The organism is Undibacterium sp. GW821-FHT11B02 (genome assembly GCF_058808955.1).
This window is the reverse complement of record NZ_JBXASD010000005.1, coordinates 230,431-249,922: the sequence shown is the minus strand read 5'-3', so window position 1 is coordinate 249,922 and position 19,492 is coordinate 230,431. Positions and strand designations below refer to the sequence as shown.

Genomic DNA, 19,492 nt, shown 5'->3' with positions numbered 1-19,492 from the left:
GCTGCAGCTTTTGCTGCTGGCTTAGCGGCGGCTTTTTTTGCTGCTGGCTTGGCTGCTGCCTTTTTAGCTACTGGCTTAGCGGCTGCCTTTTTAGCTACTGGCTTAGCGGCTGCCTTTTTAGCTACTGGTTTAGCGGCCTTGGCTGCTGGTTTGGCTGCAGCTTTTGCTGCTGGCTTGGCGGCGGCTTTTTTAGCTGCTGCTGGTTTTGCTGCCTTAGCGGCCTTGGCTGCTGGTTTAGCTGCAGCTTTTGCTGCTGGCTTGGCGGCGGCTTTTTTAGCTGCTGGTTTAGCGGCCTTGGCTGCTGCTGGTTTAGCTGCAGCTTTTGCTGCTGGCTTAGCGGCGGCTTTCTTTGCAGCAGGTTTTTTTGCTGCGGCTTTTTTCGCGGCCGGCTTCTTGGCTGCTACTGGTTCGTCTGGTGACGGTTGTGGTGCTGTTGCCATTTTGTTTCTCCTTCAGTAGAGATGGAAAAAATCAGATAAAAATTAAATCCGCTCGATCCATTCAAGCGGATTATTCATCGGCACAAACAAGATCGCTGTTTGCGCTAATGAATTCTGCACCGGCCGAACTGCTGCATCCCCTCTATTGATGTAGCACTTCAGCCATCATGGTTTGCCAAATGCCAGACGCTCCCGTCATGGCGCAAACCTAAAAACCGCCTGCATTAACAGCTCAATGCCCGATTAATTGCCGGCGTCGGTATCCTTTTGCGAAATACAAAGACCAATAGCCACAATACCCAGTTTCGCCAGGTATTGCGGCACTAACAGTTCAAAGCAATTTAATCTATGACTGTCCATTCAGTTTGGTGAGGCCTCTCGCGTTTTACATCTTGTGCAAACTTATGAGTCATTCCACAGGTTTGTTCTGATCAACTTAGATAATCATTTAGTGATTAACTCTGTCTGGTCCGGTTTCTTGCCAGGCCGCCAGAAATGTCGCACTAGCTTCGTACTGCACATATGAAGCAAAATTTCATTTAATCAAGACTGGCTTTACATCACATCAGAACTTCGCTGGGCTGGTGGTTTGTGGTGATCGCCGCTCAACAGCGGCTGCCACACTTACTCCCAATTAAGGGCTCCACCAGTTTGGTACTCAATTACACGTGTCTCAAAAAAGTTGCGCTCTTTTTTCAGGTCTATCATTTCACTCATCCAAGGGAAAGGATTTTCTTCCTGAGGGAACAGCGCTTCGAGACCAATTTGTTGTGCGCGGCGATTTGCAATGAAGCGTAAATAACCTTTGAACATTGGCGCATTCAAACCGAGCACTCCACGCGGCATTGTATCCTCTGCGTAACGATATTCCAACTCCACAGCACGCAAAAACAACGATTTAATTTCATCGCGAAATGCCGGAGTCCACAAATGTGGATTTTCCATCTTAATTGTATTGATCAAATCGATCCCGAAATTGCAGTGCATCGATTCGTCACGCAAGATGTATTGGTATTGTTCAGCCGCACCCATCATTTTATTTTGACGACCAAGCGCCAGAATTTGCGTGAAGCCGACATAGAAAAACAGACCTTCCATCAGACAGGCAAATACGATCAAAGACTTGAGCAAAGTTTGGTCTGCTTCGGTGGTGCCGGTCTTGAATTCTGGATTGGTCAAGACATCGATGAAAGGAATCAGGAACTGATCCTTGTCGCGGATAGAGTCCACTTCGTTGTAGGCATTGAAGATTTCTGCCTCATCCAGACCCAGCGATTCAACGATGTATTGATAGGCGTGAGTATGAATCGCTTCTTCAAATGCCTGGCGCAGCAGGTACTGGCGGCATTCTGGCGCCGTGATGTGGCGGTAGGTGCCCAGCACGATATTGTTGGCGGCGAGGGAATCGGCGGTCACAAAGAAACCCAGATTGCGTTTCACCAGGCGGCGTTCATCTTCAGTCAGGCCATTCGGGTTTTTCCAGAGTTCAATATCACGCTGCATATTGATCTCTTGTGGCATCCAGTGGTTGGCGCAACCTGCCAGATATTTGTCCCAAGCCCATTTATATTTGAAGGGAACCAGTTGATTGACATCAGTGGTGCCGTTGATGATGCGCTTGTCGGCAGCATTCACACGGCGCGCCACAACTTCGGGGGAAACCACGACCGGTTTGCTGACCACTGCCGGACTCAGGGCAATATCCTGCGTTTGCAAACGCTGCTGCAAATCCATGCCGCCAACATGACGTGGAGCAGGTGCCGCCGGAGCTGCCGGCGTGACTTCATCATCCCAAGATAGCATTATTTATTTCCTTACTTTTTGTAACAGCTTGTATTTTTTATGAGAAGAAGCCTGGCCCGCACTTCTTCCCGCAATCTTCAGTTCTTGCAACTCGCCTCACAGCGCATTGACGGCGTATTTACGGCTTATTGGCAAGCCTCGCACTCTTCAAAGCCGGCGTCACCAGGACGCAGCATGCAGGCCGGGCCATCCGTCTCTTGCGCTGCCGCTGCTGCGCCAGCTGGCGCTGCCATATAGCCGCCGCTGTTGCCATCCACCGACACCGCATTCAACGCGCCAGTCTTGCTGGTGGATTTTTCGGTGTGCGTCGCACCAATCGTGCGCAGGTAATAAGTGGTTTTCAAACCACGCAACCATGCCAGCTTGTAAGTCTCATCCAGCTTCTTACCGGACGCTCCTGCCATATAGATGTTCAGGGACTGTGCCTGATCTATCCATTTTTGACGGCGCGACGCAGCTTCTACCAGCCAGGATGGACTGACTTCAAATGCGGTTGCATACAGGGCGCGCAGATCTTCAGGAATACGATCAATACGTGCCAGGCTGCCGTCAAAGTATTTAAGATCGGCAATCATGACTTCGTCCCACAGTCCACGGTCTTTCAGATCACGCACCAGATGTTCGTTGATTTCTGTAAATTCGCCAGACAGATTCGATTTCACATACAGGTTCTGGTAAGTCGGCTCAATACAGGCGGACACACCAATGATGTTGGAAATGGTTGCTGTCGGTGCAATCGCCACGCAATTCGAATTGCGCATGCCAAATTGCTTGATGCGATCGCGTACCACAGTCCAATCCATGCTTTCCGAGAAATCAGCTTCCAGGTAACCGCCACGTTCTTCAGCCAGCAGTTTCAGGGAGTCTTGCGGCAAGATGCCACGGTCCCACAGGGAACCACGATAAGAACTGTAACGGCCACGCTCTTCTGCCAACTCGGTGGATGCCAGGTAAGCGTAATAGCAAACGGCTTCCATGGAGGTGTCAGCAAACTGTACGGCGTCCATCGATGCATATGGAATGCGCATCATGTGCAGGCAATCCTGAAAACCCATGATACCCAGGCCGACAGGACGGTGACGCAGATTGGAGTCACGTGCCTTCTTGACTGCATAATAGTTGATGTCGATCACGTTATCCAGCATGCGCATGGCTGTGCTTACAGTTTTTTTCAATTTGACGTGATCCAGCTTGCCGTCTTTCATGTGCGCAGGCATGTTGACCGAACCCAGATTGCAGACTGCGATCTCGCTGTCGTTGGTGTTCAGGGTGATTTCTGTACACAAGTTGGAGCTGTGAACGACGCCAACGTGCTGCTGTGGTGAACGGATATTGCATGGGTCTTTGAACGTAATCCATGGATGGCCAGTTTCAAACAGCATGGACAGCATCTTGCGCCACAGGTCCAGCGCCGGGATTTTTTTCGACAGACTCAGTTCACCGCTGGCCGCCTTCGCTTCATACGCAACATAAGCTTGCTCAAAAGCTTTGCCGTATTTATCGTGCAGATCAGGTACGTCGGAAGGTGAGAACAGTGTCCAGTCACCTTTTTCCATGACGCGCTTCATGAACAGATCAGGAATCCAGTTTGAGGTATTCATGTCATGCGTGCGACGGCGGTCATCGCCGGTGTTCTTGCGCAGGTCGAGAAATTCCTCGATATCCATGTGCCAGGTTTCCAGGTAGGCGCAGACTGCACCTTTGCGTTTACCGCCCTGGTTCACCGCCACAGCCGTGTCGTTAACCACTTTCAGGAAAGGAACCACGCCCTGGGATTTACCATTGGTGCCTTTGATGTGTGCCCCCAATGAACGTACTGGTGTCCAGTCATTACCCAGACCACCCGCATATTTTGCCAACAGTGCGTTTTCTTTAATAGCTTCGTAGATGCCGTCCAGATCATCAGCCACGGTCGTCAGATAGCAAGACGACAGTTGGGAACGCTGGGTACCAGAATTGAACAGGGTCGGTGTCGAGCTCATGAAATCGAAGCTGGACAACAGATTGTAAAATTCTATCGCACGGGCTTCGCGATCAATTTCATTTAAGGACAAGCCCATGGCCACACGCATATAGAAAGCCTGTGGCATTTCAACGCGGGTACCACGAATGTGCAGGAAGTAGCGGTCATACAAAGTTTGCAGACCGATATAACCAAATTGCAAATCACGGTCAGCGACCAGGGCATTGGCCAGTTTTTTCAAATCAAACTGAGCGAGTTTGGCATCCAGCAGATCGGCTTCTATGCCTTTCTTGATGAATTTCGGGAAGTACTCTACGTATTCTTCTGCGGCATCCTGTTGCGCCACTTCCTTGCCGAACACTTCTTTACGGACTGTATGCAACAACAAACGTGCAGTCACCTGACTATAGGCAGGCTCTTTTTCCATCAGGGCACGGGCAGCCAGGATAGCTGATTTATACAATTCTTCCACCGGTACGCCGTCGTACAGGTTCTTCAGTGTCTCGGCCAGGATCGCATCCGGATCGGCCAGCTTGTCCAGACCCAGGCAGGCAGCGGCAATCATCTTGCGCACTTCAGCCACATCCAATGGGCGAGGCAGACCATCAACGATGACGTTCAATTGTGGTGCAGCAGATTCAGCCTGACCAGGAACATCATGCACGCGACGACGTTCTTCCATGCGTTTGGCACGGTACAACACATAAGAACGGGCAACATCATGTTCACCGGAACGCATCAACGCCAGCTCAACCTGGTCTTGCACATCTTCTATATGAAAGGTACCGCCAGCTGGCTGCCTGCGCATCAGCGCAGCGACTACGCTGCCTGTCATCTGCTCTACCAGTTCACGGATACGGGCGGATTCAGCACCGTGTCCACCGTTGACCGCCAGAAAAGCCTTGGTCATGGCAATCGCGATTTTGGACGGCTCGAAGCCGACCACGGAACCGTTACGGCGGATGATGCGATATTCGCTGTAACTGTTCAGGCTGGTAACAGCAGGTACTGCCGTTACATTCAAAACCGATCCCAGGTCTGGCTTGGACAAAGTGGATATTTCAGTAGAAGAGTGCATTGATCCTCCGGATGCAGTGTTATTTTTTTCCATCAGTGACGCTGATTGACAGGGTCGCTAACGGTTTATGGGTTAAAACAGGTAGTGCGCATTACAGCTCATAGTCAGATAGTCGACTCGTCTTATCCGGCTATTTTGTTCACATCAATAGCTAAATCAATTGCAAATCAAGAAGGGAAATTGAATCAGGGCAAGAAAACAAACAAAATCACGAAAACCACTACATATAGTGCGCTAAATTTTATTTGCCCTAATTCTAGTGCCGCATCGAAGCATATGCAACCGCTTTACATGTAAATAATTGAATTATTTTTTTGCGCAAATGCGGGATAAGTGATTGACACAGGCGAAAAGCCCGCAAAATTGGCGGCTGATACGCAAGTGGGTACTAACGTGCGATGACCATACGAACGACATGGTTAACAGGGAACAGGCGCATCGGCACAAAGAATGATGAGCTGGGACGGGATACGTACCAGGTAATGCCAGGATTTGTTATTCCTGGATTTTCAATTTCTGAATCTGGTAACGTAGTTGCCGAAAACTGACACCCAGCAATTCAGCAGCCTGGGTACGATTGTTTTTAGTTTGGCTCAAGGCACGCTTGATCATTTCGCGTTCTACATTTTCCAGATATTCTGGAAGCGAGCAGGGTAAATCTGGGGCAGTAAATACATCGCCCGGAAAACCGTGGTCCATGATGGGGCGGCTACGAAACACTGCGTCGGTATCAGCGACAGGCAGCAAGAGTGGTTCAACCAGTTTTCTGGTCCCTCGCAACGCCAGGTCAGCCACCTCAATGCAGCCATCATTGGCAAAGGCGATAGCGCGCTCTAATATGTTTTCCAACTCACGCACATTGCCGGGGAAATCATAGCTGATCAAAGCATCAATCGCCGGAGAAGACATATTGATATCATTGCCTGTGAGTTTCTTCAAAATACTGGAAGACAGTTCAACGATGTCTTCCAGACGCTCACGTAAAGGCGGCAAATGCAGCTCAATGACATTCAGGCGGTAGTACAAATCCTGACGAAAGCGCCCTTCTTCCACGCATATCGCCAGATTCTGATGGGTAGCGCTGATGATACGCACATCCACCGCCTCTTCCACAGTGGCGCCAACTTTGCGCACCCGCCTTTCCTGTATGGCACGTAACAACTTGACTTGCATGGGTAAAGGCAGGTCTGCCACTTCATCCAACATCAGGGTGCCACCGTTGGCAGCCTGGAAGAAACCATCACGGTCATCAGCAGCACCAGTGAAAGCGCCTTTGCGGTAACCGAAAAATTCAGCTTCCATCAAATTTTCAGGTATCGCGCCACAGTTCACAGCAACAAAGGGCTTGGCTGAGCGTGCGCTGATGGTATGGATTTCTCTGGCTGCCAGTTCTTTGCCGCTACCGGATTCGCCGGTAATAATGACCGGAGCCATGCTGCGCGCCAGACGGCCGATCTGCAAACGGACTTCCTGCATGCCTTGTGACTGGCCGATCAGGAAAGAGTTGAAACTGGCAGCGACTTGTGCAGGTACCGCCTGCTGTTCTTTCTGCACTTCATTGGTTTGCAGAGCGGATCTGACCAGTTTGCGCAACTGATCCAATGCCACCGGTTTCGACACATAGTCAAAAGCGCCCGCCTTAAGTGCAACGACCGCATTGTCGGCGCTGCCAAAAGCGGTAATCACGGCAATCGGTGTATTCTTATATAGTGAACTGACTTCCTGCACCAGTTCCATGCCCGAGCCGTCTGGCAGGCGCATGTCAGTCAAGACCAGGGCATAACTGTGTTTTGCCAGTTGTTGTCTTGCTATGGCAAGGTTTTCGGCACTGTCGACATCCAGGCCCATTTTGATGAGTGTAATTTCCAGCAATTCACGCAAATGCGCCTCATCATCCACCACCAGGATGCGGGGGCAACTCGCAACGTCATTCGTACTCATGCACTGTATCCAGAGAAATTAATCACAAATCGCCCGCTTGGCTCGTTCTTACCATCATTCGTTTCTTCAACACGGTATTCGTAATCCAGCAAGGCATGGTTGTTCAGGCACAATTCCCTTGCCATATACAGACCAAGCCCGGTACCCATGCGTGAAGTCGTGTAGAAGGGTTCAAACAAATGGGCCCTGACATCATAGGGAATGGCCGGACCATCATCCTGAATATGCAGTTCCTGCCTGCCTGTGGTATTCAGGTGTGCATATAAACGTATACTGCCCGGCTGTCCGCTGGCATAGCGTATCGCATTCGATAATAAATTCAAAACAACTTCGCGCAAATGACTGGGGTCAAAACTGACCAGGAAATTTCTTTCATCATCGACGGCGATTAAATCGGCAGCCAACCCTCTTGTCTCAATGAAATCCTGCACCATCACACGTATGCTACTCATTAAATAGTATGGTTCAACATCGGGCTGGGCCTTGCGTGACAGCTTCAATATGTCTTCAATCAGCTGGTTCAGGCGAGAGACATTGTCATCAACTATTTTCAGCAAGCGTGCTGCTTGCGATTTGCCGGCTCCCAAGCTATCCAGGTCCTCGTTCAGCAAGGATGCTGCATACGAGATGGAAGACAAGGGATTACGTACCTCATGCGCAATGCTGGCGGTCAATCGTCCCATGGAAGCCAATTTCAGTTGTTGCGCCTGGTTTTCAATATCCGACACATCCTGCATAAAAATAATCGTGTATGTCCCGGCTTGCCGGGACATACCGGCCACATTGACCCCCTTTACCGCCACAAAACGCAATTTCAGATGGGTAATAAAATGAGGGCGCTCGCTACGGTCATGCAATTCTGTTTCGTCTATGGCGATCCTGGCTTCTGGTCGTACGTCGTCGAGATAACAACGGATCGAGACAAAGGAAATCTCTTCATCCTTCTTGCGATCCTGCAGCAGATGACGACTTTGCATGGAACTTAACACCTCTACGATGGGGCGCAAAGCCGGAATATGGGCCAGCTCTGCGCCCACCATATCTTTTGTCAAATTGCCGCCCAGCATGCGTACTGCCGCCGGATTGATTTCAAACATGCAGCCAGACTGATTCAGCACCAGGATGCCATCGCCCATATCAGCAATCACCAACTGGTTGATAGCCTGCTGTATCGCCAGTGCATTGCCGCGTTGCGTCGCCAGATGTTCCTGGCGGATCAGGTTGTTGGCCAGGCGGCTAACCACATACACCACGGCAAAATATGCGGCGCCATACAAGCCTGCCTGCGACAAGGCCGTTCCCTCTTCGACTTGCAAAAGGTGATACACACTTTCCGACAACAAAAACAGGACGGCGATGGAAGTAAAAAAGAAGGCCCATACCAGCGGGCTGAGTATGGCCGCGCCTGCCAATGGGAACAAATACAGAATACCGAGGCCGCTTTTACTACCGCCGCTGGCAAAATAGAGAATGGAAATAACGGTGATATCTACCAGTATCTGTAGCGTCAGTTGCCACATGAAGCGATGCCGGTACAAAAGTTTCAGAATGACAAACCCAACCGATGCACCAAAATAAAACAGGCAAATGTCACGCACCAGCAAGTGTTCGGCTACCCAGATGTCCCTGCCACTGCGCAAGCTGAGTAACACCAGCAAACTGGCTGCAACCACGATACGCGATCCATTCAGCGTCTGCAATGAGCGCCAGAATGAATAACTGGGTTCAGTCTCCCGGATATAGGTGTCAGCAGGCATGATTCAGCCTAAAGAACCGCTCATGCATGGTCAGCATGTGCCTGCGAACAATATACCTGTTCACCACGATAGACTGCTTCGGATGCTGGCAGATAAATCTGGCAATGCACACAGCACACCATGGTTTCAGCTTTTTCTGCTGGCCTGCTGTCGGTCTGCGCCGACGGAGGGTTTTGCCTGGCCTGAGTCTGGTCAAGCGTCGAACGGGCTTTTTTCTTGATCGCCAGTATCACCAGAACCACCAGCACCAGCCACACCAAAGCATTCATGTCAGGCTCCTGTGCAATAAGACTTCCAGGACAAAACGGCTACCCACATAGGCCAGCAGTAAAGTAATGAAGCCTGACAAGGTAAAGCTCAACACGGTTTTTCCACGCCAGCCGCGCCAGTGACGCCCTGCCAGCAAGATGGCAAACAACAACCAGGACAATAACGACAACAGGGTCTTGTGATCCCACTTGAAGGCAACACCCAACACCTGTTCAGAAAAAATAACGCCAGACAAGACCGTCAAGGTCAGCAATACAAAGCCAAAGAGGATAAAACGAAACAGGATTTTTTCCATGGTCAGCAATGCGGGTAGCCGGTCTATCAATGCCTGCAACCATTGGCGTTGCAGAGCACCGCGCAATTTGTGCAAATGTTTATCCTGTATCGACATGACTACTGCATGGAACGCTGCTATCGTCAGGGTGCTGTAGGCCAGCAGGGCGACCATCACATGCCAGGGAAACATGGTGGTTTTACCAGTCAACGCGATCAGGCTGCCCGGAAAAAAACCTGGCAAAATTGCCATCAAGGCAGCATTCGGCATCAACAGGAAGCGCAGCCCCTCCAAAGAGAAATTGCGGTTTTCCAGCCAGCAGACAAATACCGATATCCACAGTGCTGCGGACAACATGACTGCAAAGCCCACACGTAGCGCACTGTCGGAAAAAATGGTCAGCCACAATGCTGCACCATGCACCAGCCAACCCAGGGTGGTTGCAGTACTTATCAGCAAACGCAGACGTCCGGGCAACAAAATGCTCAGTATATATAAGGCGGCAGCAAGAAATGATAGATAGATTTGCATGGGACAAGTTTACACCATGTCTTGGCAAAAGTCGGATTAAGCACAGGAAAGCATGATTATTTCCTGCGCAAGAGCAAACCCGGCCAAGCTATCTGTCAGGTTGATTATTCTGCCTGACTTGGTGCAGACAGGGATTTTTGATATTTTTTCATCTTGTCATACAGGGTCTTTTTGGGTATGCCCAGTGCCTCGGCCGCGCTGGCAACATTGTTCCCGCTGCTTTCCAGCGCAGCTTGTATCAGACTGGCTTCATAGGCATCAATTTTTTCAGGCAGGCTGATGGCGTTATTATCCAGGTTATCCAGTGCGCTATCCAGATGGAAACGCTGGTCCGCAAATTCGGCTACTCCCAGCACCAGTTGGTCGGCAAAATTGCGCAATTCACGCACATTGCCCTGCCAGTCAGCCTGCATCCAGTGCTGCATCTGCGCCGGTGACCAGTTGGGCACAGGCTTTTGATAACGCTGCGCTGCCCTTTGCACAAAATAAGACAGCAGCAAAGGAATATCTTCGCGTCTTTCATTCAGCCTGGGCAAATTGATACTGATGACACTCAAACGAAAATACAGGTCTTCCCTGAATTGTCCCAGTGAACTGAGTTTCAATAAATCCGTCTTGCTGGCGGCAATCACACGGCAATCCAGTGCCACTGACTGGTTGCCGCCCAGCCTTTCCAGGCTGCGCTCTTGCAAAACACGTAGTAATTTGATTTGCAAATTCAATGGCATACTTTCAATTTCATCAAGAAATACTGTGCCGCCATGGGCATATTCCAACTTACCTATACGACGTTTCTGGGCGCTGGTAAAAGCACCGGCTTCATGGCCAAAGATTTCGCTTTCAAATACGGACTCTGGCAAGGCACCGCAATTGATGGCGACAAACTCGCCCTTGCGACCGCTGGCCTGATGCAGTTGCCTGGCCACCACTTCCTTACCGGAACCGGTCGCACCATTGATCAATACATCCACCTGGGCCGGGCCTATGCTGTGAATAAACTTTCGCACCCGCTCCATCTGGGCACTCTTGCCTATCATGTCAGGGGTGGCGGCATGACTGAGCCAGGATGCTTTCAACTTGCGGTTTTCCATGACCAGACGACGTTTTTCCTGGGCGCGCAGGCAGGCATCCAGCAGGCGTTCGGCGGCAAACGGTTTTTCCAGGAAATCGTAGGCACCGTGCCGCATCGCGTCCACTGCCATGCTGACATCACCATGTCCGGTAATAATAATGACAGGCAATTCATGGTCGATAGCTCTCACTTTTTCGAGTACGTCCAGGCCGGATTTACCCGGCAGGCGTACGTCAGTGACAACGATGCCTGCAAAATCTGCTTTCAGGTATGGATCAGCCAATTCGGCGCTGGCGCAGGCTGTCACTTCGAAACCACCCAGTTCCAGCGTCTGCGTGGTTGCCAGGCGCACAGCCTGTTCATCCTCTATTAATATAGCCAGCAAACCTGTCATGGCGATTTTTCCTTGGGTAAATGAAGTGGATTGAAATGGGTGGCTGAGTGTTGAGAGTAGTCGAGGACTGGAACCATTCAGGGTGACAGATAGACAGGAATACAGACGATAAATTCTGCTCCTCCCTGCTCCCGGTTGCCAGCACTCAAACTGCCATTCATCGCCTGCACGATGGATGAAGAAATCGCCAGGCCCAAGCCCAGCCCCTGTCCCACTTCCTTGGTCGTAAAAAATGGCTCAAATAAATGTTCTGCTACATGTGGCGGAATGCCTGTACCACTGTCACTGATGATTATCCTCACCATGTACTGATCACTTTCCAGCCGGACCTGCACCTCCCTGACCTGACTGACTTCAACTGCATCAATTGCGTTGCGTATCAGATTGATCAGCACCTGCTCTATCCTGACTGTATCTCCCAGCACGGTGACCCGTTGTTCTGCCTGAATCTGCATAATAACGTCACGTCTCTCAATTTCACTCTGCAGCAAAGACACAGCCGACTTGATAGCCAGTTGCACGTCGACCACGGCAATTGCATTTGGACTTTTTCTGGCAAAACCTTTTAACTGGGCAATGATACTGCCCATGCGCTCACTGGCGCGGCTGATATGATCAAGGTTGGCCATTGCCTGCTCGTTTTTGCCACGGCTCATGAAAGTAATCGCATTCTCTGCAAAAGCCCGTATCGCGGTCAAAGGCTGATTCAGTTCATGGGTTATGCCAGTCGCCATTTGCCCCAACATCGCCAGCTTACCTGCCTGTACCATTTCATTTTGCGTGGAACGCAATAAATTCTCGGTTTGTTTCAGCTTGCGGTATTTGGCTTCCAGTTCTTCGTTGGCTTGCGTCAGTTGCCGGGTGCGCTGGGCAATATTCAATTCCAGCTCATCCGCCGCCTGCTTCAGCGCCCGTTGTGCCAGGCGTCCTTCTTCCAGGCGGCGCTGGCGCTGATCATAAAATGCAGCAAAAGCCAGTACGATGACGAGTATCAAAGTAACCAGTAATGCCGCCTGCAAACCGGTCCGCAATACCTTGCCCTGATCTGGAAACAACATCAACTGCCATTTCAGTCGCCCTATGGGACGTAACAGATAATCATCAAACCCCTTTTGTTCTGCAAGCGGCAATTGCTCTATCGGCGCTATGTCTTTCCCGCCATATTGCAAAGTATCCTTCAGATTTTTTTGTACCTCGATGTTCAGGGGTTTGAGGCTATGGTATTTCCATGCTTGCCGGTTGCTCAGGAAAACCACGCCCTGGCTGTCGCTAAGCGCTATCGGTTCTTCACTGCTGTGCCAGGCTTGTTCAAATTCATTCAGCCCGATCTTGACAGCGATCACGCCCAGAGGTGGCAAGCTACCTCGCTTGCTGCCGGGCGGATAAACCGGCTGGGAAATAAAATAGCCTGGAATATTGGTAGTATTACCTATCGCATAAAAATGTCCGGGCCTGGCGGCACGTATTGCCTCGGAAAAATAAGGGCGAAAAGCAAAATTCTGACCCATATAACTTTGGCTACTTGCCCAGTTGCTGGCAGCGATCGTATTGCCGTTCACATCCATCAGATAGATAGCTGCCACCTTGGCTTGCTCTGCCAGCTCTTGCAGATTTTGATTCAGAGTCTGGATGACCACTTTATCCCGGCTATTCAATAAGGCCTGGGTAGTAAGCGGTAAATAAGAAATAGCGAAAGGCAGAGTCTCATAACGTTCGAGCACCGATTCGATATCCAGCGCAATGATCTGCAACTGCCGGTCACCAGCAAGCTGTATATTTTCCTTGGCAACCCTGGCTGCAAGCAAATAGCTGACCACCACCAGCAAGACTGCCGCGAACGCGATACCAAGCATCACCAGACGGCGCTGGCGAGTGGTCATGCGGTTCGGATAGCTGGACGTCGCGTGCACTTATTCATCCATACAAGGCTCAGTCGCCATGTCAGTAAATCGTGATGTGTTGAAAAGGAGATGCTTCAGTCAGGCCGACAGGCAATCATTCTGCATCCCTTTATTATAGGCGCTCGCACCAGGCCAGCTATACGGCCTGGTGCATGTTTGCAAAGTCTAGTCTACCGCCGCCATCTTCAATTCGTCATTATGATGTCTTTGTTGCTCTTCCATGACCAGTTGCCCCAGTTCTCGCTTGAGCGCGTTGAAACCAGGGTCGGAAGGGTCCCGCAGGCGCGGCAGGTCAATCAACAAATCCTTTTTCACTGTGCCTGGCCGGTAAGTCATGACGATGATCCTGTCAGCCAGATAGATCGCCTCTTCTATACTGTGCGTCACAAAGATGATGGTTTTTTTCAGTTCCGACCAGATGCGCAGTAATTCGTCTTGCAGATTGCGACGGGTCAGCGCATCCAGCGCACCGAAGGGTTCATCCATCAGCATGATGGGTGAATCCAATGCCAGCACGCGGGCGATGGCCACCCTTTGCCGCATACCACCAGACAAGTCTTTGGGGAAGCGCGCCTTGAAGTCACTTAAACCCAGCATACCCAGCAAACTGGCAACACGCTGCTGGATTTCTGCCTTGCCCATGCCCTTGATTTCCAGGCCAAAGGCGATATTCTGTTCCACTGTCATCCAGGGGAACAATGCGTATTCCTGGAACACCATGCCACGGTCAGGGCCGGGGGCTTTGACCATCATGTCATTGGCGATAATGTTGCCAGAGGTCGGCAGGGAAAAACCGGCTATGGCATTAAGCAAAGTTGATTTACCACAGCCTGAAGGACCTAGCAGGCAAACAAACTGACCTTCCGGTATCTCCAGGTTGATATCGCGCAAAGCGACCACTTCCTTGTCGGCGGTTTTGAAGATTTTATTCACGCCTTGAATTTTGATATGGGTTTTGCTCATCTCAGTTCTCCAGTCCACGGTGCCAGCGCAGCAAATAATTATTCAATTTGTTCATCACCATATCGATCGCCAGTCCCAGCAAACCAATGCTGAACATGCCAGCGATAATTTTGTCTGACCAGAAATATTCACGCGCTTCCAGAATCCGGAAGCCCAGGCCATTATTCACAGCAATCATTTCCGACACGATCACCACGATGAAGGCGGTACCTATACCTATCCTTACGCCAGACAGGATGTAAGGGACAGCCGCCGGTAACATCACGCGCAGGAACATGGTGGACTGACTGGCACCCAGATTCCGCGCTGCCCTGATATAGATACTATCAACGTGACGCACACCCGCAATGGTATTCATCAATACCGGGAAGAAAGCACCGATGGCAATCAGGAAAATGGCAGGCGGATTCCCCAGACCAAACCACAAAATGGAAAGAGGGATATAGGCAATCGGCGGTATCGGGCGCAATACCTGCAGCAGCGGGTTCATCCAGGCATAGGCCCGCTGACTGGAACCCATAGCCAAACCCAAAGGCAGGGCCAGTCCTGCCCCCACCACAAACCCTACCACTACGCGATACATGCTGCCCATGGTGTCACGTATCAGTTCACCAGAAAAAGCCCAGGCCAGCCAACTGGTGGTGGCTGCATCACGTGCCTCATACGGTGATGCGTACTCTATCCATTTCTTGACCACCGCCAACGGCGAAGGCAATACTTGTGCATTGACCCAGCCCATGCTGGTGACAAATTGCCAGATCACAATCAGAATGACAGGCACAACCAGCCCCGCGCCCATTTCACGCCATTTGAATTTCATGATTTTTCCTTCAAGAATTGATGAGTCGGGTGTGCGTTCATGCACATGACACCCACCCCGGACTCACACTGGGGATTTATTTGATGTTCAAGCTCTTCTTCGCTTGCTCCAGAAGATCAGTTTTCACCCAATCTTTGGCTACCGGCGGTTTGGCCATTTTGCCTACGCCATATTTTTGCATCAGATCGGTGGTGATCTGTATATGCTCTGCCGTGACGTCATACGAGTAAGGCGAGTTTTCTATGGCATTCACAAAATCTTCGTGGCTGACCTGGCCTTTGAACATGTTTTCACGCACATATTTCTCAGCCAGTTCCTTGTTGTCGATAAAGGTTTTGGTGGCTTCGACAAAACAGCGCATGAATTTTTCTGCTACCGGACGACGTTCCTTATAGAACTTCTCGGTCATGACCATGGTACGCACCGGCTCGCCTATCGGCGTGTCATAGGGCTTGATGATTTCTTTGCCATAGCCCTTGCCAATTGCTTGTGAAGAGTAAGGCTCGGACTGCATGATGGCGTCAATATTCTTGCCCAGCAAAGCCTGGTTCAGATCAGGAAAACCGAGGTAAATGATTTGTACGTCCTTGCCTGGCTGGTCAGAATAGGTGAGTCCATTTTGCGACAGCTCAGCCGCCAGCAAAATATCCTGGATGCCGCCGCGTGTCACGCCGACTTTCTTGCCCTTCAAGTCTTTCACAGTCTTTATGCCCAGATCCGCACGACCTACCAGGCGTGCACCGCCCTTGGCAAAACCCGCGACCAGATAAATCGGTGTACCGCTGGCGCGGGCTGAAATCACCGCTTCAGAAGAAACGGCACCGACATCCAACTCACCAGCGATGACCGCCTGCATGGCATCCAGCCCTTTGGCGAAAACACGCTCTTCGACCTTGATACCACATTTGGGTGCAATTTCCTTGATGTAGGACACGGCACCGTAATGGGCAAATTTAAGATTACCGAGCCTGACGACTTCCTGGGCCTGAGCAGTAGCGGCAAACAGGCTGGAAGCAAGCACGCTGGCGAGTAACATCTTTTTGAACATCTTTGTCTCCTTGAAATGGTGAATTTCTGATTTGGTCTTTTTACTTACTGAAAAATGAATAGCAGATATTGTGCCAGCTTATAACACTTGATAAATAACTGATTTTATTCAACTTTCTTCAATAAATAACCGATGCCAGTGCGAAATTCCAGATCGGCAAACCATGCCTGTCGGTGTTTTCGCATTTTCTGCGTCGACAATTTGCTGTCATCACCAGTCGTTTTGTTCAGCGTACAAATTTGCCATCCCTGCCTATCATCGTCAACTCAACAAACTCACTGCCGCCGTGATCACGCTCGTTGTATGTGACAGTCACGCCGCCCAGGTCAACCTTATGCATGGATTCCAGTGCACGCACCAGCCCTTCCCGCGTCAGTGCCTTGCCACTGCGACGCAATCCTTCCACCAATACCTTGGCCGAGACAAATCCTTCCATCGCCGCATAGGATGCGGGCACACCTTGCTCTTTTGCAATCGACTTGAATTCCTGTCCCAATATGCTTGATACCAGATGCGGTGCCGGCATAATCTGCGACACCATGATGCCAGTTGCAGCAGGGCCCAGCGAGTCGATAAACGATTGCGAAGCATTATTTGACAGGGTCATGATCTGTATGGAGCTACCCTTGGTGCGCAGACCACGTATGATTTCCGACACAGTGGTGGCAGAACCTACGATGACCAGTGCCTTGGCTGGTGACTTCATTACCTCATCCACAGTCTTGGCGACATCCGGTTTTGCCCTGTCGTACTTGGCAATCAGCGCGGGTTGCAATTTAAAATTGCCCATGGCGGTCGTAAAACCAGCCAGACCATCCACACCAAAACTGTCATCCACGTGCACGATGCCTATGTCTTTCAAACCTATGGTCGAAAACTGCTCAACCGCTTTTTTGACTTCATCCTGATATTTTGCCCGCACATTAAACAAGTAGCGATTGACGGGGGAATGAAACACCGCAGCGCCGGTGCTGGGCGCGATCAGCGGAATCTTATTCACGGCAAGTATGGGCAGGATAGCCTGGGTATGGGGAGTGCCCCGGCTTTGAAACAGCACAAAGACATGCTCTTTCTTTACCAGGGTTTCAGCATTGACGGCGGCAACTGCAGGGTCAAACTTATCGTCCAGGATACGCAATTCTATTTTGCGGCCATTCACCCCACCAGCTTTATTGACCTGGGCAATGTAGGCGGCAGCCCCCGCATTCATTTCCTTGACAGGCCCGGCAATCTGACCGGTCAGGCCAACGGTCTGCCCTATCAATATAGTAGAATCAGTCACCCCCTCTTCTGCCTGGGATACTGCGGGAAACAGGCTGGGAACCAGAACAAGGGTGCAAAAGCCGAGAGCGCGTGGCAAACGCCACGCGCGTTGAAGTCGTTTCATGTTTGTCTCCTGATGAGTGAGCAGCTATTTTTATGCGCTCTTATTAGCAGACTTCATACCATGTATAGGAATGAGGGCTGTCTACAGGATTTAACTCCCGTCTACATTGAAATGCATCCGTAGTTTCCCCCATGCGTGCGGAAAACCACACAAATCACATAGGTATATTCTGAAAATCCGGAATTTAAGATCGTGCCGTCCATACAGCAAAGCGAAATGCCTGAGTGGGTCTTGATGATCAGGTAAAATGCCGGTTTATTCTTGCCTGTCTTGCAGACTATCACCTGACGACATAGCCACTGCAGCACCTTGCGCTGACAAAAGCTTACTTCAGACTGTGACAGTCGGCCTCTTATATTATTAAAAATGTAAGTAACCCATAGCAGGTCATCGCATTTTATTGATTTTTACTCAAGATTTCTTAAGCAAACATGCTCGATAACCTTACCCAGCGCCTTGCCAAAGTCGTCAAGACCATGCGCGGCGAAGCCCGCCTGACCGAATCCAATACCGCCGACATGCTGCGTGAAGTACGCATGGCTTTATTGGAAGCCGACGTTGCCCTGCCCGCCGTACGTGAACTGATCGCCCGCGTCAAAGAAAAAGCCATGGGCGAAGAAGTGATTTCTTCCCTGACCCCAGGCCAGGCCCTGGTTGGTGTGGTCCAGAAAGAACTGGCAACCCTGATGGGTGCCGACTTGGGTGAAGATGCTTCGCAACTGAGTTTTGCCTGCCAGCCACCAGCCATTATCCTGATGGCTGGTTTGCAGGGTGCCGGTAAAACCACGACCGTCGGTAAATTGGCTAAATATTTGCGCGAGCAAAAAAAGAAAAAGGTATTAACCGTTTCTGCCGACGTCTACCGCCCTGCCGCGATAGGACAGTTACAGACAGTCACCCAGCAGGTAGGTGCCGACTTTTTCCCATCCCTGCCGACTGACAAGCCGGTCGACATCGCATTGGCGGCCCTTGATTACGCCAAAAAACACTATCACGATGTGTTGATTGTCGATACTGCCGGTCGCCTGGGTATTGATGAAGCGATGATGCAGGAGATTGCTGCCGTCCACGCCGCCATCAATCCTATAGAGACGCTGTTCGTAGTCGATGCCATGCTGGGGCAGGATGCCGTCAACACTGCCAAAGCCTTTAATGATGCCTTGCCTTTGACTGGCGTCGTATTGACCAAGCTCGACGGTGATGCGCGGGGTGGTGCCGCCCTGTCGGTACGTCATATCACTGGTAAGCCAATCAAGTTTGTCGGTGTGGCAGAGAAGCTCGATGGCCTGGAATCGTTCGATCCCACCCGTATGGCGAATCGTATCCTGGGCATGGGGGATATTCTGGCCCTGGTTGAATCTGCCCAAAAAGGCATGGATGTGGCAGCAGCCCAGAATCTGGCGCACAAGCTCAAGGATGGCGGCAAATTCGACATGAACGACTTCAAGCTGCAAATTTCGCAGATGAAGAATATGGGCGGGCTGTCCAACCTGATGGACAAACTGCCGGCGCAGATGCAACAGGCAGCCAGTGGTGCCAATATGGATCAGGCTGAAAAACAGGTGCGTCGCATGGAAGGCATGATCAATTCCATGACCCCGCAGGAGCGTGCCAAGCCGGAGTTGATCAAGGCTTCACGCAAGCGTCGCATTGCTGCCGGTGCCGGTGTACAGATACAGGAAGTCAATCGCATGCTGACCCAGTTTGACCAGATGCAATCCATGATGAAGAAATTGCGCGGCGGCGGCATGATGAAGATGTTGCGCAGTATGAAGGGGATGATGCCAGGAAAACGCTAAGGAAAAGCGCTGATTTGCCTCTGCATTTCACTCTGAGGAAAGAAGCCGGAT

General features: G+C 50.8%; 14 protein-coding genes. 2 read left to right on the top strand and 12 right to left on the bottom strand.

Features of this window, described 5'->3' with window-relative positions:
* On the top strand, nucleotides 1–459 hold a 459-nt coding region (locus AC1RVX_RS12295), incomplete at its 5' end, for a hypothetical protein (protein WP_493216880.1).
* Nucleotides 460–1,064: 605 nt separating this feature from the next.
* On the opposite strand, the gene AC1RVX_RS12290 is transcribed toward AC1RVX_RS12295, so the two are convergent.
* The 12 genes from AC1RVX_RS12290 to AC1RVX_RS12235 all read right to left on the bottom strand — a co-directional run bounded on the left by AC1RVX_RS12290 (nucleotide 1,065) and on the right by AC1RVX_RS12235 (nucleotide 17,642).
* Nucleotides 1,065–2,243 carry a ribonucleotide-diphosphate reductase subunit beta gene (locus AC1RVX_RS12290; RefSeq protein WP_493216879.1) on the bottom strand — a complete coding sequence of 393 codons (1,179 nt, stop codon included), beginning with the start codon at nucleotides 2,241–2,243 and terminating at the stop codon, nucleotides 1,065–1,067.
* Nucleotides 2,244–2,368: 125 nt separating this feature from the next.
* Nucleotides 2,369–5,284, bottom strand: coding sequence for a ribonucleoside-diphosphate reductase subunit alpha (locus AC1RVX_RS12285; RefSeq protein ID WP_493216878.1), 2,916 nt, complete (start codon nucleotides 5,282–5,284; stop codon nucleotides 2,369–2,371).
* A gap of 495 nt (nucleotides 5,285–5,779) precedes the next feature.
* Nucleotides 5,780–7,225: a sigma-54-dependent transcriptional regulator gene (locus tag AC1RVX_RS12280; protein WP_493216877.1), complete on the bottom strand. Its 1,446-nt coding sequence runs from the start codon at nucleotides 7,223–7,225 to the stop codon at nucleotides 5,780–5,782.
* Nucleotides 7,222–8,982 (bottom strand): sensor histidine kinase, encoded by a 1,761-nt coding sequence (locus AC1RVX_RS12275; protein ID WP_493216876.1) that lies wholly within the window; start codon nucleotides 8,980–8,982, stop codon nucleotides 7,222–7,224. The genes AC1RVX_RS12280 and AC1RVX_RS12275 overlap by 4 nt, the downstream gene beginning before the upstream one ends.
* A 20-nt stretch (nucleotides 8,983–9,002) precedes the next feature.
* Entirely contained in the window at nucleotides 9,003–9,251 is a 249-nt protein-coding gene (locus AC1RVX_RS12270; RefSeq protein ID WP_493216875.1) for a PP0621 family protein, read from the bottom strand.
* Nucleotides 9,248–10,057, bottom strand: coding sequence for a cytochrome C assembly family protein (locus tag AC1RVX_RS12265; RefSeq protein ID WP_493216874.1), 810 nt, complete (start codon nucleotides 10,055–10,057; stop codon nucleotides 9,248–9,250). Before AC1RVX_RS12265 ends, AC1RVX_RS12270 begins: the two co-directional genes overlap by 4 nt.
* 104 nt (nucleotides 10,058–10,161) lie before the next feature.
* Nucleotides 10,162–11,523 (bottom strand): sigma-54-dependent transcriptional regulator, encoded by a 1,362-nt coding sequence (locus AC1RVX_RS12260; protein ID WP_493216873.1) that lies wholly within the window; start codon nucleotides 11,521–11,523, stop codon nucleotides 10,162–10,164.
* A 77-nt stretch (nucleotides 11,524–11,600) separates the two neighbouring features.
* Complete coding sequence (locus AC1RVX_RS12255; RefSeq protein WP_493216872.1) at nucleotides 11,601–13,433, bottom strand: sensor histidine kinase; 1,833 nt, start codon at nucleotides 13,431–13,433, stop codon at nucleotides 11,601–11,603.
* Between the two features lie 156 nt (nucleotides 13,434–13,589).
* Nucleotides 13,590–14,387 (bottom strand): ABC transporter ATP-binding protein, encoded by a 798-nt coding sequence (locus tag AC1RVX_RS12250; RefSeq protein WP_493216871.1) that lies wholly within the window; start codon nucleotides 14,385–14,387, stop codon nucleotides 13,590–13,592.
* Between the two features lies 1 nt (nucleotide 14,388).
* On the bottom strand, nucleotides 14,389–15,207 hold the full coding sequence (locus tag AC1RVX_RS12245; RefSeq protein ID WP_493216870.1) for an ABC transporter permease: 819 nt from the start codon (nucleotides 15,205–15,207) through the stop codon (nucleotides 14,389–14,391).
* A 76-nt stretch (nucleotides 15,208–15,283) separates the two neighbouring features.
* A complete protein-coding gene (locus tag AC1RVX_RS12240) occupies nucleotides 15,284–16,255 on the bottom strand; it encodes an ABC transporter substrate-binding protein (protein WP_493216869.1) in 972 nt (323 codons plus the stop codon).
* A 226-nt stretch (nucleotides 16,256–16,481) separates the two neighbouring features.
* Complete coding sequence (locus AC1RVX_RS12235) at nucleotides 16,482–17,642, bottom strand: ABC transporter substrate-binding protein (protein WP_493216868.1); 1,161 nt, start codon at nucleotides 17,640–17,642, stop codon at nucleotides 16,482–16,484.
* Nucleotides 17,643–18,073: 431 nt separating this feature from the next.
* Here AC1RVX_RS12235 and ffh point away from each other — a divergent pair, with 431 nt between their 5' ends.
* Nucleotides 18,074–19,441 carry a signal recognition particle protein gene (ffh, locus tag AC1RVX_RS12230; protein WP_493216867.1) on the top strand — a complete coding sequence of 456 codons (1,368 nt, stop codon included), beginning with the start codon at nucleotides 18,074–18,076 and terminating at the stop codon, nucleotides 19,439–19,441.
* Nucleotides 19,442–19,492: the final 51 nt, after the last annotated feature.

What these genes read in the sequence shown, in the direction of transcription:
- AC1RVX_RS12240 (WP_493216869.1), bottom strand. Translation starts at nt 16,255, where the DNA reads ATGTTCAAAAAGATGTTACTCGCCAGCGTGCTTGCTTCCAGCCTGTTT.
- AC1RVX_RS12275 (WP_493216876.1), bottom strand. Translation starts at nt 8,982, where the DNA reads ATGCCTGCTGACACCTATATCCGGGAGACTGAACCCAGTTATTCATTC.
- AC1RVX_RS12290 (WP_493216879.1), bottom strand. Translation starts at nt 2,243, where the DNA reads ATGCTATCTTGGGATGATGAAGTCACGCCGGCAGCTCCGGCGGCACCT.
- AC1RVX_RS12260 (WP_493216873.1), bottom strand. Translation starts at nt 11,523, where the DNA reads ATGACAGGTTTGCTGGCTATATTAATAGAGGATGAACAGGCTGTGCGC.
- AC1RVX_RS12265 (WP_493216874.1), bottom strand. Translation starts at nt 10,057, where the DNA reads ATGCAAATCTATCTATCATTTCTTGCTGCCGCCTTATATATACTGAGC.
- AC1RVX_RS12250 (WP_493216871.1), bottom strand. Translation starts at nt 14,387, where the DNA reads ATGAGCAAAACCCATATCAAAATTCAAGGCGTGAATAAAATCTTCAAA.
- AC1RVX_RS12245 (WP_493216870.1), bottom strand. Translation starts at nt 15,207, where the DNA reads ATGAAATTCAAATGGCGTGAAATGGGCGCGGGGCTGGTTGTGCCTGTC.
- AC1RVX_RS12285 (WP_493216878.1), bottom strand. Translation starts at nt 5,284, where the DNA reads ATGCACTCTTCTACTGAAATATCCACTTTGTCCAAGCCAGACCTGGGA.
- AC1RVX_RS12280 (WP_493216877.1), bottom strand. Translation starts at nt 7,225, where the DNA reads ATGAGTACGAATGACGTTGCGAGTTGCCCCCGCATCCTGGTGGTGGAT.
- AC1RVX_RS12235 (WP_493216868.1), bottom strand. Translation starts at nt 17,642, where the DNA reads ATGAAACGACTTCAACGCGCGTGGCGTTTGCCACGCGCTCTCGGCTTT.
- ffh (WP_493216867.1), top strand. Translation starts at nt 18,074, where the DNA reads ATGCTCGATAACCTTACCCAGCGCCTTGCCAAAGTCGTCAAGACCATG.
- AC1RVX_RS12270 (WP_493216875.1), bottom strand. Translation starts at nt 9,251, where the DNA reads ATGAATGCTTTGGTGTGGCTGGTGCTGGTGGTTCTGGTGATACTGGCG.